Below are 11,900 nucleotides of genomic sequence, written 5' to 3'. Positions count from 1 at the left end.
ACCTGCGGTGGCATGTAAACAGGGTAGACCCGAAAGCGGTAAAATGCTCGACCAAATGATGAGAGTGGCCCCGCTGCCGCTGCGATCAAGCGCTGTTTCGGCAGCCCATGGATGTGTCATGTTCACGGAGAGACGTTGATGCATAATTTCCAGCATTTGGAAGGCCTGTTTCGCCAGGCATCCGGCGATTCGCCGTTCTCTCTCTTGAGGCCGGGCGAGGCACTCATGGACGCCATGCACGACTACTTCTGCCATTACGGTCTGGCGGCCTTATTGAGTGACAACCACGAGGTGCACGCTGGTTTCATCGATACCGGCCGGTTTGCGCTCTGGTGCCAGGTGTGGAGCCCGCCTGCACCGGTGGGCACGGCGTTTGTGATTCACGGCTATTTCGACCACCTGGGGCTGTATCGCCATTTGCTGGGCTGCTTGCTGGCCAAGGGCTGGCGCGTGGTGCTGTGGGACTTGCCGGGCCATGGGCTCTCCAGCGGCCCCCGGGCCGAGATCGAAGACTTCGACGACTACCAGCACTGCCTGACTTACCTGCAAGAAGCGCTGCAGGTGTATGGCATGGCGCCTACGCCGTGGCTAGGCGTCGGGCAGAGTACCGGCGCGGCCATTCTGGCCACGGATGCGTTGACGCGCCAGGACGAGGCAGGCTGGGCAGGCATCGTGCTGTTGGCACCTTTGGTGCGGCCCTGGCGCTGGAGCCAATCCAGCTGGCTTCACTTGATCGCCAGTCCGTTCGTCAAGGAGCTGCCGCGCAAGTATCGGCCCAACTCTACCGATGAGCAGTTCACCGAATTCCTGCGTGACCAGGACCCGCTGCAACCTGAACGGTTGAGCGTGGCGTGGATTACCGCCATGCGCCGCTGGATGCCCCGGCTGTTGGCGCTGGAGCCCAGCCCGCTACCCACCTTGATTCTTCAAGGCGAGCAGGACCTCACCGTCGATTGGGAGTGGAATCTCACCATTCTGGCGGAGAAGTTTCCCAACGCCGAGATACACCGCCACCCGGAGGCGCGCCATCATTTGGTGAACGAAGCCGAGCCGATTCGCCAGGTGTTGTTCGAAGCCCTGGACCACTTTATCGAGAACGTACCTGAAGCCCCCACCAAGGAGCAGCCATGACCGCCACTCAATCGCCCAAAGTACTGGTTTTTGCGGGCAGCGCCCGTGAAGGCTCGCTGAATAAACAGCTGGCCAAACTGTCCGCCCAGCGCATCGAAGCGCTTGGTGGTCAGGCCACGTTCATCGACTTGAAAGAGTACCCCTGCCCACTGTTCGATGAAGACATCGAAGCCCAGGGTATGCCGGAGAACGTACTGAAGCTGCGCGAGATTCTGGCAGAGCACCAGGCGCTTTTGATCGCCTCGCCAGAGTACAACGGCTTTATCACCCCGCTTTTGAAAAACACCCTGGACTGGCTGTCCCGCCCCTACGGCGATACCCCCGGCTTGGGACTGTTTGCCGGTAAATGGGCCGCCCTGGTGGCTGCCTCCCCCGGTAGTTTAGGCGGCATTCGCGCGTTGCCGCTGGGCCAGCAGCTATTGGCAAACTTAAGCCTCACCGTGCTGCCTCAGCCGCTCTCGCTCCCCAAGGCGGGCAGTGCGTTCGACGACAGCGGTGCGCTCAGCGATGACGCCACGGGCCAGAAGCTGGATGCGCTGTGCCAACGACTGGTGGATTCCCTCGCGGCAACGCACTGACCACAGGGGGCTTATGCCCCCTTCAGCAGACGATCCAACTGCCGGTAGCCGAGGGTTTCGATATAGGTACAGTTGCTTGAGTCGTTAAATGAGATAGTGGGTCACGCCACTTGGTGACGGCGGGCCTCTTCCAGGTCGTAGGCGTTCTGCAGGCGTAACCAGTAACCTTCGCTGGTGCCGAAGACCTTGGCTAAGCGTAAGTCAGTATCTGCGGTAATCGCTCGGCGGCCCAGGGTGATTTCACCAATGCGGGTCGCTGGGACGCCCATCTGCTTGGCCAGTGCATTTTTACTCATTGCCATTGGCTGCATGAAATCTTCGTACAAAATTTCACCGGGGTGGATGTTAGGAAGTTTGGCCATTTTGTGGCCTCCCTTTATGTGTGGTAATCGACGATTTCGACATCGAAAGCGTCGCCATTGTGGAAGCGGAAACACAGACGCCATTGATCATTGATGCGTATGCTGTACTGGCCTTCGCGGTCGCCTCGCAACGCTTCCAAACGATTACCTGGTGGAATCCGTAGGTCATCAATTGTGGCGGCAGCATCAAGCTGGCGTAATTTTTTGAGCGCATTACGCTGCATATCTTGTGGCAGCTTGCGCGAGGAGTTGCCTCCCGAAATCAAAGCAGTTTGTCGACTTTTGAAGCTTTTTATCATGCCCAATATATCCCACTGGCACTTGTATTTAGTATAACGTGGCGCGTTATATTTTCCAGCGTTAAGCCCCCTTCAGCAGACGATCCAGCTGCCGGTAGCCGATGGCTTCGATGAAGTGGGGCTGAGAGGGCTTGGGTTCACCCTGCAGGTCGGCCAGCGTCAGCGCCACGCGCAGTACCCGGTGGTAGGCACGGGCGGAGAGCTTGAGCTTTTCCAGCACGCCAGCGAGCCAGGCGCGCTCTTCATCGTTGAGGGCGCAGGCGGCTTCCAGCGCTTTACCGCTGAGCTGGCTGTTGAGCGCACCTCTTGCCATCTGCCGCTCCCGGGCGGCCATCACCCGTTCGCGCACCGCGCTGGAGGGCTCGCCCTGGGTTTGTGCGGTGAGCTGCTCCGGTGGCAGCGCGGGTACTTCCACCTGCAGGTCGATGCGGTCCAGCAGCGGGCCAGAAAGCCGCGCCTGGTAGCGCTGAATCTGGCTGGCGCTGCACTGGCAGCGGCTTCGCGGGTCGCCCAGGTGCCCGCAGGGGCAGGGGTTCATGGCGGCAACGAGCTGAAACTGTGCGGGGTAGCGGCGTTCATGGCTGGCGCGGGAGAGGTGAATTTCGCCGGTCTCCAGCGGCTGACGCAACACTTCCAGCACGTGGCGCGAAAACTCCGGCAGCTCATCCAGAAACAGCACGCCGTGGTGCGCTAGCGAGATTTCCCCTGGCCTGGGCTTCGAACCACCGCCAACCAGCGCGGCGGCGCTGGCGCTGTGGTGGGGCTGGCGGAAGGGCCGCTGGCCCCAGTCGGCCTCCAACGGCAGGCCACATACCGAGCGCACCGCTGCTACCTCCAGGGCGTCGTCCTCGGAGAGCGGTGGCAGAATGCCGGGCAGGCGGCTGGCCAGCATGGTCTTGCCGGTGCCGGGCGGGCCTGCAAACAGCAAGTTGTGGCCCCCGGCGGCGGCCACTTCCAGCGCCCGGCGGGCCTGGTGCTGGCCGCGCACATCGGCCAGGTCGGCCATGGGCGTGGTCGATTTGGCCGATGCCGAGAGCTGGTGGGGTGGGATCTTTTCCTGGCCTAGCAGGTGGGCGACGACTTGCCAGAGGGAGTCGGCGGGCAGCACCTGTAGATCGCCTGCCAGGGCGGCTTCATCGGCGCAGGCGCGGGGCACGATCAACGCCTTGTTGGCGCGGCGGGTGGCCAGGGCAAAGGGGAGTATGCCGGGCACCGCCCGCAGCTTGCCATCCAAGGCCAGCTCACCTGCGCACTCCATGCCTTCCAGCGCATCCACCGGGATTTGGCCCGACGCCGCGAGAATGCCCAGCGCAATCGGCAAATCGAAACGGCCACCCTCTTTGGGCAGGTCCGCCGGGGCGAGGTTGAGGGTAATGCGCTTGGTGTTGGGGAAATCGAAGCCCGCGTTGATCAAGGCGCTGCGCACCCGCTCGCGGCTCTCCTTTACGGCGGTTTCCGGCAGGCCCACCAGTGTCAGGCCCGGCAAGCCATTCGCCAGATGTACTTCGACATGTACCGCCGGTGCTTCCAACCCCACGCCCGCCCGCGTGGCCACAATGGCTAGCGTCATCGCCTTTCCTCTGCAGTTGTCACTTACTCCAATGTAGGATAAAGCTACATTAGCTTAAGTATTTAACCTAACGTAATTAAGAAGGCTTTGGTAGCGATTAAGCAACCGGTTCAAGTAGCGGAGACAGCTTGACGAAGTAATGCGCTTGCATTACCTTTGTATGCATTACCTTTGCATTGCTATCAAGCGGAGAGCGACAGTGAGCACGCTTATCGAAGACGACTCAACTCTGACGGATCGCTATCAAACGACTGTTCCTGCATCGGTTCGCCGGGCACTAAAGCTGAAGCGCCGAGACCGTATTCATTATACCGTTCGTCCTGATGGTGAAGTGGTGCTTTCCAAGGCGAGTGATGAGGCCAAGCACGACCCTGTGATGGTCAACTTCCTCAATTTTCTAGAGCGCGATCTTCTGGCGCATCCAGAAAATATTCGCCCGGTGACTGCCAGTAGCTTTGCCGAGGCCGAACGGCTTACCGCAGGTATTGAGGTAGACCTCGAAGAGGCGCTGGAAGAGGATGATGACGACGAATGAAGCCTCTGGAGGTTAATGGATGGACGATTTATGCCCATCCGTTGTTCTTGGAACAAGTCGAAGCACTCACCTTGAAGGTGAGACATCTTCAATCGAAAGATCCTGCCGGTTATCGCAACAAGGCGGCCACCAAGCGCCTAGCAGCGATCATGAAGCTAGCCTTGAATGATATTCCGCAGGATCCATCAGGCACTCAATACCGCCAAGGGAGCACGCTTGGCACAGAGCACACTCATTGGCAACGAGCAAAGTTCTACCAGCAGTACCGGCTGTTCTTTCGCTACGATGCTGCGAGCAAAATCATTATTTATGCATGGGTCAATGATGACGCTACAAAACGTGCTTATGGCAGTAAGCATGATGCTTACTCTGTCTTTCAGAAAATGCTCAGCAGTGGCAACCCACCGGATAGTTGGACAGCCTTACAGAAAGCCTCAGTGAGCGAAGTTGAACGAATCCATTTACTTTTAGCGGCAGATAACAACGATAACTAAATCATACTAGATCTTTTTGGGCAGATCCGCTGGGGCTTCCAACCCCACGCCCGCCCGCGTGGCCACAATCGCTAATTTCATGGCGCTCCCTCGCAACGTCTCTCAATCGGCTCATTCAGTTTAATGAGCCTGCTCGTTGGCTAAGCCTACTTTATTCGGGGTGCCGAGGACTACCATGACGGGGCAACGGCAAGATCAACGCAGCCCAACGTTGCTAATTTTTCCTTGCCTGGCCAGGATCAAACTCTGATAGGCAGTGCAGAGGTGATACAACATGAGCTTGCTGACTCCTTTTGGTCCGTTGCGGGATATCCCGCTGGACAATCTTGAACAATTAAAGGAAATACTGATTCGGTCCGACAAGAGCCGGATGTTGGAAGGGTTGGTCATTGAAGCGGTCTTCAATGACTATCTGGACCGGTTGATGACCCAGCAGGTGCACGTGTTGCCCGTGTCTCTGGTCAGAACACTGACCATCAAGCGACGGCCCCGCACCCGCTACGTCAACGCGTGGTGGCTATGGGATCACTCGGGGGCTGGCGAGGCCGCCACTGACCTGAGTCGCCACCTGCTCCCTGCGTCGGGCAAGGATGAGTTTCTATTCGATTGCTATTACGACGAGAGCGCCAGAGACTTCTTCATCAAGGAGTGGCAGGGCAGGACGCATATTCCGATTCAATCGTTCATGTTGAAAAGTCGTGGATATGACTCCCCCCGTTTCAGGATGCCAACCAGCGCGGTCATTGACGAACACCGCTCGCAACAAGCTTTTTGGTCAGGCATTTTTAGTCATTACAGCCGCGATATTTTTAAACATGTCGTCCTGCATCGACTGTTTAAAAATTGCGCGATACAGCCTTTTTTCGATGGCGTTTGGGATATCGATAGTGTGGCGCGACTGCCCAATGGGGCGCTCATGCAGTTGGAGGTAAAACACAAGTTTCCCTACGTCGAGCGAGGTCGTGGCGGCCTCTTCTTTGGGATTAATAATGGCCAGTTACAGGTCATGCAGGACTTGGCGCGTAAAGGGATCAAGACGCTGCACATGATCATGGTCAAACCGATCTGGGACAAACAGCGCGGAACGGGCTACCTGCTTAACCGTATCGGTGAGCGTAAGCGCGTGTTGCTGTTGGCGAAACTGCTGGACACGCCCACCTTGCGCCAGATACGTGAGCGTCCGTCATGGCAGACGGGGGCTGAGCAGTCGTTTACCGGCACGGACCGCCAGAAGGCTCGCTATGTGAATGCCGCCGAGTTCCAGCTGCTGGGAACCCTGGATGATGCGGTCGATGACGTCGCCAAAAACATTCGCCTTGCGGCGATGGGGGAGCTTGACCAGCCAGTGACGGAGCAGATGTTGTACGACAGCCGAATTCATCCGTAAACGCTTCGCGGATCTCGTTTTTTGGGATACAATCGTGCGCCATTGTCACAGATTTGACCCAGAGGTTTGCATGTCTCACCTTATCGATGTCCAAACAGGTGCAAGTTCTGGCGTGGTTGCCAGCCTGCCGAGCGCCTCTCCGTCGCCTTACGAGGCGCTCAGCGAGCGAGCACTGCTGGATAAGCTTCTGGAGATTTATGATCAGGGCGCCATCGCCGAGGCGCTCGCCATGGCTGACAAGGGGAGCTGGTGTCGCGAGACCATCAACCGCTGGGCCAAGGGTAAGGCGGAGCCGAAAGTAACGCGTGCGGCTTATCAGCAAATGGTGTCCATGTTGCCTGCTCCCCGGCCCAGTGACCTTCAGCCGTCCTTTCGGTTTATCGACCTGTTCGCCGGGATCGGTGGCATACGCAAGGGGTTCGAGGCGATTGGAGGCGAGTGCGTCTTTACCTCGGAGTGGAATAAATATGCCGTTCGTACCTACAAGGCCAATCACTTTTGTGACCCGCGCAAGCACCGGTTCAATGAGGACATTCGTGAAGTCACGCTGAGCGGCGACCTGAGCATCGACGAAGAGACGGCGTACAGGCACATCGATCGGCAGATTCCCAATCACGACGTACTGCTGGCGGGCTTTCCATGTCAGCCGTTTTCGTTGGCCGGTGTGTCGAAGAAAAACTCCCTTGGTCGAAAGCACGGTTTCGAGTGTGATGCGCAGGGAACGCTGTTCTTCGATGTGGCGCGTATTCTGGCCGCCAAGCAGCCCGCCGCTTTCCTGCTGGAGAACGTCAAGAACCTCAAGAGCCATGACAAAGGCAAAACGTTCAGGATCATCTGTGAGACGCTGGATGAGCTAGGCTATGACGTGGCGGATGTGAACTCGCCCAAAGGGCAGGATCCCAAGGTCATCGACGCGCGGCACTTTCTGCCGCAGCATCGCGAACGCATCGTTCTGGTGGGGTTCCGTCGAGATCTGGGTGTTCATGAAGGGTTTACCCTGAGGGATATCCATAAAATGTACCCAAAGGAGCGCCCAGCCTTTGGTGACCTGCTGGACCCGGAGGTCGACGACAAGTACATCCTGACGCCGAAGTTATGGGAGTACTTGTACAAGTACGCCCAGAAGCATCGTGCAAAAGGCAACGGTTTCGGTTTTGGCTTGACGCGGCCCAACGATGTCGCCCGTACGCTCTCTGCCCGTTATCACAAGGACGGTTCGGAGATTCTGGTGGATCGAGGCTTCGATGACGCCATGGACTTCTATAGTGACCATAATCAGAAGCATCGGCCCAGACGACTGACCCCCCAGGAGTGCGCCAGGTTGATGGGCTTTGACCAGCCGGGAGAAAGCCGTTTCGTCATCCCGGTGTCCGATACGCAGGCATACCGTCAGTTTGGCAATTCGGTAGTGGTGCCTGTGTTCGAAGCCGTGGCAAGGTTGATGGAGCCACGGATACTGGCTGCCGCCGCCAAGACGGTAGCCCTTCAAGCGGATGACGACCCGCAACAGTACGAGATGCCCCTTGCGCTGTGATTGCCTGGCCTAAACGATCGGTGCCGGGGGAGCGGGCCATCGTCTTTTGCAGCGGTTCTATCCTTCAGATGAAAGGGCGAGTACCTTGGCTGATATTGTCGATCGCTTGACTCGATCACGCATGATGGCTTCCATTCAGGGTAAGAACACGGCTCCAGAGCGGTTTGTCCAGGCCGCTCTGGAGCAGCGTCATATCGGCTTTGACGTTCATTCGACTGAGCTTCCCGGCAAGCCCGACATCACCATCCCGCTCTATCAGGTCGCCATCTTCGTCAACGGGTGCTTCTGGCATCGGCATGAAGGGTGCTTCTATGCCACCACCCCATCGAGCCGCAAGCAGTTTTGGCAAACCAAACTCGCTGAGAATGTGCGTAGAGATGCGCGTAAACGGGCTGAGCTGGAGGCCATAGGGTGGCGAGTCGTGGTGGTGTGGGAGTGTGGGGTGAAACACGCGCCTGAGCAGTTTGATGAGGTCATTGATACGATTGAGGGCGAAATTTTTTTACCGGAGTGGCCGGAAAAGCCGCCTAGGGTAAGACGCCAATGACCCTGGCTCGCCACGCGGTTCGTACAGTGCGTTGGTCAGCTCGCGGGCAAAGCGCTGGGCGGAGGGCGGAGGGCAGGCAGTGGGTCAACGGTCACCAAGGGGGCGTCGGAATTGCCTGCAGCGCCTTGTGATTGGCGAAGGTGGGCGATGCCCAGCCAAGTCATATACCTGCGTGTGGCGTGATATGGCGTGATATCAGATGGTGCACCGCAGGAGGGCTGGAGCATGAGGCAATGAGCTGATGGGCTAAATGACCTGAAAAATGCGCTGTGATGGTGCTAAAAAGCGCCGATAGATTTAACGCCGAGTCTGCACGATAGCATGCTCGCTCATGCTGTCAATGATATTGATTATTGTTCATTTTTTGGGGAGGGAGATGCTGGGGCCTGTGGAAAGGCACCCAGCGTTGTTTCAGCCTGGCTTGCCTGGGGTGGGTTTGTCTTGCTCGGCAGGCTCTGCGGGGGCTGGTGGTACTTCGGCTTCCATGGGCGTGGCCTGTGCGGCGCTGGCTGCTTCCACCGTGGCTTCCAGGCTGGCTACCTGACGCTCCAGCGCCTCGACGCGCGCGCGCGTGCGCTGCAGTACATCCATCAAGATATCAAAGTCTTCCCGTGATACCAGCTCCAGGCGGTCGAAGGCTCCCCGCACCACTTGCTGCACGCCTTTCTGAATGTCTTCCGGGGCCTGGGAAGCGTTCTGTAAACGGTCGCCTATCTGCTGGGCTAAACGGCTGATGCGATCCTGGGGCGTCATGGCTCTCTCCTTAAACGGTGGCGCATAAATGTGGATAGCTTACCTGTAAGGATACGCAACCCTTTGGCAATCCGCATGCCCCGCGTGCGTTTTCTCCTGCAATGCGCTCGTGCATCAAAAAGAAGCATTGAGCTTTTGGTGATGTGCTTTTTTAGTGCAGTGGCGGGTAGGAGGAGGTGGATAGTCGCCCTGCTGATGCTCTTGAAACGTATTTTTTAATGTTTAAGGGCATGAATTTAAATAAGAAAAAAACCAGTGGCACGGTATGAGCATTAGTAGGGCAAGCACTAAATTCGGGCGGCCACGCCGCTCTCCACCGAGTGGGACTGAACCAGCAGGGGAGATCCGGGATGAAACTCATCACCGCTATCATCAAGCCTTTCAAGCTTGACGACGTTCGTGAAGCACTCGCCGACAACGGCGTGCAGGGGATTACGGTTACTGAGGTCAAGGGATTTGGTCGCCAGAAAGGCCACACCGAGCTGTATCGCGGTGCCGAGTATGTAGTGGACTTTCTGCCCAAGGTGAAAGTGGAAGTGGCCGTGGACGATGCGCGTCTGGAGAGCGTGCTGGATGCCATCTGCAGCGCTGCCAACAGCGGCAAGATCGGTGACGGCAAGGTATTCGTGACGCCGCTGGAAGATGTCATTCGTATTCGTACCGGAGAGCGCGGCGCCGACGCGGTATAGGCCAGCCTACACAACGACGACCCACCAATAACTTCTCTTGGATCACGGGGAACACCTGATGAACGAGCTTACAGAATTGAGCTACGCGCTCGATACGTTTTACTTCCTGATTTGCGGCGTACTGGTCATGTGGATGGCCGCCGGCTTCTCGATGCTCGAGGCCGGTATGGTGCGTTCCAAGAACACCGCTGAAATTCTGACCAAGAACATTGCGCTGTTTGCCATTGCCTGCACCATGTACCTGCTGGTGGGCTACTACATCATGTACTCCAGCGGCGAAGGCGGTTTCCTGCCCAGCCTTGGGTTCCTGATCGGTGCCGAGAACAGCGTCGATGCGGTGCTGGCCGGTGGTGAGGATGCCCCTTACTACTCCATGCGTTCGGACTTCTTCTTCCAAGTCGTATTCGTCGCAACGGCGATGTCGATCGTCTCTGGTGCCGTGGCCGAGCGTATGAAGCTGTGGGCCTTCCTGGCGTTTGCCGTGGTCATGACCGCCTTCATCTACCCGGTGTCTGGCTACTGGACCTGGGGCGGTGGCTGGCTGGATGGCGTTGGCTACTCTGACTATGCGGGCTCGGGTATCGTCCACATGGCCGGTGCCGCTGCAGCGTTGGCAGGTGTGCTGGTACTGGGCCCCCGTAAGGGCAAGTACGGCAAGGACGGTTCTATCCACGCGATTCCGGGCGCCAACATGCCGCTGGCCACGCTGGGTACCTTCATCCTATGGATGGGCTGGTTCGGTTTCAACGGTGGTTCCGAGCTGAAAATGTCGGATGCCGTGTCGGCCAACAACGTTGCTCAAGTGTTCGTGAATACCAATGCGGCGGCCGCGGGTGGCGTGATTGCAGCCCTGGTGCTGGCCAAACTGTGGTTCCGCAAGGCGGACCTGACCATGGCGCTGAACGGTGCGCTGGCAGGCCTGGTCGCCATTACCGCAGACCCGCTGTCGCCTTCTGCGCTGGGTGCCGCCTTGATTGGTGCCATCGGTGGCCTGATCGTGGTCGCTGCCATCGTCACGCTGGACAAGCTGAAGCTGGATGACCCTGTGGGTGCTATCTCGGTTCACGGTGTCGTGGGTATCTGGGGTGTGCTGGCCGTGCCGCTGAACAATGGCGATGCGTCCTTCGGTGCACAGCTGATCGGTATCGTGGGCATCTTCGGCTGGGTGTTCCTGGCGAGCCTGGTGGTGTGGCTGGTGCTGAAAGCGGTCATGGGTATCCGTGTCAGCGAAGAAGAAGAGTACGAAGGCGTCGATATCGCAGAGTGTGGCCTGGAAGCCTACCCTGAGTTTGGCGTCAAGAAATAAGCGCCGTGCCATAGCAAGCGGCACTGCTACTCAAGGCCTCCCCGATGGGAGGCCTTTTGCCGTATGTAGCGGCGCATATACGTGCCAGGCACAAGGGCTTTTTATTCTCGGGGCTGGCGGGTGTATGCTAAGTGCAACGGGCGTGAGGAGGGTCAACGTCGCGCCGCCTTGTATCCGGTCAAGACAACCGTTGCATAACCAGAGGATGTGGTCATGAAATTAATCTCAGCCATTATCAAGCCGTTCAAGCTTGATGACGTACGCGAGTCGCTTTCCGATATCGGCGTGCAGGGTATTACGGTGACGGAAGTGAAAGGCTTTGGTCGCCAGAAAGGCCACACAGAGCTGTATCGTGGGGCGGAATACGTGGTGGATTTCCTGCCCAAGGTTAAGCTGGAAGTAGCCGTGGACGATGATATGGCCGAACAGGTCATCGATGCGATCACCCAAGTGGCCAATACGGGCAAGATCGGCGATGGCAAGATCTTCGTGATGCCGTTGGAGCAGGTGATTCGTATCCGTACCGGCGAAACCGGCAAAGACGCTGTCTAACGGTGAAGGGTAAGTCGTGAAGGGCAAGGCGTGAAGAGCCAGTCGCGCCGAGTAGACAAAGCCCCTGTGGATAACATCCACAGGGGCTTTTTGCAGGGCTCAATAAGATGAGGGTGGCACAGGCTATGCGCTATTCTTCACCCTTCACCCTTCACCCTTCACC

At 58.0% G+C, this 11,900-nt stretch carries 14 protein-coding genes; 10 read left to right on the top strand and 4 right to left on the bottom strand.

Annotation, left to right across the window (positions count from 1 at the left end; genetic code table 11):
• Window positions 1-138 precede the first annotated feature (138 nt).
• Both CWI66_RS09830 and CWI66_RS09825 read left to right on the top strand, forming a co-directional pair.
• A complete protein-coding gene (locus tag CWI66_RS09830; RefSeq protein ID WP_100731563.1) occupies window positions 139-1,131 on the top strand; it encodes an alpha/beta hydrolase in 993 nt (330 codons plus the stop codon).
• Window positions 1,128-1,709, top strand: a complete 582-nt coding sequence (locus CWI66_RS09825) for an NADPH-dependent FMN reductase (RefSeq protein WP_100731562.1) — start codon at window positions 1,128-1,130, stop codon at window positions 1,707-1,709. The genes CWI66_RS09830 and CWI66_RS09825 overlap by 4 nt, the downstream gene beginning before the upstream one ends.
• A gap of 101 nt (window positions 1,710-1,810) precedes the next feature.
• Here CWI66_RS09825 and CWI66_RS09820 read toward each other — a convergent pair whose 3' ends face one another.
• From CWI66_RS09820 to CWI66_RS09810, 3 genes are all read right to left on the bottom strand, one after another.
• Window positions 1,811-2,071, bottom strand: coding sequence for a HigA family addiction module antitoxin (locus CWI66_RS09820; RefSeq protein ID WP_100731561.1), 261 nt, complete (start codon window positions 2,069-2,071; stop codon window positions 1,811-1,813).
• 14 nt (window positions 2,072-2,085) lie between these two features.
• A complete protein-coding gene (locus tag CWI66_RS09815) occupies window positions 2,086-2,370 on the bottom strand; it encodes a type II toxin-antitoxin system RelE/ParE family toxin (protein WP_081138640.1) in 285 nt (94 codons plus the stop codon).
• A gap of 61 nt (window positions 2,371-2,431) precedes the next feature.
• The gene (locus CWI66_RS09810; protein WP_100731560.1) at window positions 2,432-3,940 is read right to left on the bottom strand and encodes a YifB family Mg chelatase-like AAA ATPase; all 1,509 of its coding nucleotides are present in this window, start codon (window positions 3,938-3,940) and stop codon (window positions 2,432-2,434) included.
• Between the two features lie 199 nt (window positions 3,941-4,139).
• On the opposite strand from CWI66_RS09810, the gene CWI66_RS09805 reads away from it, so the two are divergent.
• The 5 genes from CWI66_RS09805 (at window position 4,140) to CWI66_RS09785 (ending at window position 8,437) form a co-directional block, all read left to right on the top strand.
• Entirely contained in the window at window positions 4,140-4,475 is a 336-nt protein-coding gene (locus CWI66_RS09805; protein ID WP_016915427.1) for a type II toxin-antitoxin system PrlF family antitoxin, read from the top strand.
• Window positions 4,472-4,969 carry a type II toxin-antitoxin system YhaV family toxin gene (locus CWI66_RS09800; RefSeq protein WP_016915426.1) on the top strand — a complete coding sequence of 166 codons (498 nt, stop codon included), beginning with the start codon at window positions 4,472-4,474 and terminating at the stop codon, window positions 4,967-4,969. Before CWI66_RS09805 ends, CWI66_RS09800 begins: the two co-directional genes overlap by 4 nt.
• A 274-nt stretch (window positions 4,970-5,243) precedes the next feature.
• Window positions 5,244-6,356, top strand: coding sequence for a hypothetical protein (locus tag CWI66_RS09795; RefSeq protein ID WP_100731559.1), 1,113 nt, complete (start codon window positions 5,244-5,246; stop codon window positions 6,354-6,356).
• 70 nt (window positions 6,357-6,426) lie between these two features.
• Entirely contained in the window at window positions 6,427-7,890 is a 1,464-nt protein-coding gene (gene dcm / locus CWI66_RS09790) for a DNA (cytosine-5-)-methyltransferase (RefSeq protein WP_232710826.1), read from the top strand.
• Between the two features lie 85 nt (window positions 7,891-7,975).
• A complete protein-coding gene (locus CWI66_RS09785) occupies window positions 7,976-8,437 on the top strand; it encodes a very short patch repair endonuclease (protein ID WP_016915423.1) in 462 nt (153 codons plus the stop codon).
• Window positions 8,438-8,848: 411 nt separating this feature from the next.
• Here CWI66_RS09785 and CWI66_RS09775 read toward each other — a convergent pair whose 3' ends face one another.
• Window positions 8,849-9,190, bottom strand: coding sequence for an accessory factor UbiK family protein (locus tag CWI66_RS09775; RefSeq protein ID WP_016915419.1), 342 nt, complete (start codon window positions 9,188-9,190; stop codon window positions 8,849-8,851).
• Window positions 9,191-9,540: 350 nt separating this feature from the next.
• On the opposite strand from CWI66_RS09775, the gene CWI66_RS09770 reads away from it, so the two are divergent.
• The 3 genes from CWI66_RS09770 (at window position 9,541) to glnK (ending at window position 11,737) form a co-directional block, all read left to right on the top strand.
• Window positions 9,541-9,879: a P-II family nitrogen regulator gene (locus CWI66_RS09770; protein WP_007112359.1), complete on the top strand. Its 339-nt coding sequence runs from the start codon at window positions 9,541-9,543 to the stop codon at window positions 9,877-9,879.
• Between the two features lie 58 nt (window positions 9,880-9,937).
• The gene (locus CWI66_RS09765) at window positions 9,938-11,185 is read left to right on the top strand and encodes an ammonium transporter (RefSeq protein ID WP_100731557.1); all 1,248 of its coding nucleotides are present in this window, start codon (window positions 9,938-9,940) and stop codon (window positions 11,183-11,185) included.
• Between the two features lie 213 nt (window positions 11,186-11,398).
• Window positions 11,399-11,737, top strand: coding sequence for a P-II family nitrogen regulator (glnK, locus tag CWI66_RS09760; RefSeq protein WP_009098335.1), 339 nt, complete (start codon window positions 11,399-11,401; stop codon window positions 11,735-11,737).
• The last annotated feature ends 163 nt before the right edge of the window (window positions 11,738-11,900 follow it).

The organism is Halomonas sp. 141 (assembly GCF_002810305.1).
Taxonomy (GTDB): Bacteria; Pseudomonadota; Gammaproteobacteria; order Pseudomonadales; family Halomonadaceae; genus Vreelandella; species Vreelandella stevensii.
The sequence above is the reverse complement of the archived record's forward strand: the minus strand, read 5'-3'. Positions and strand labels throughout refer to the sequence as shown.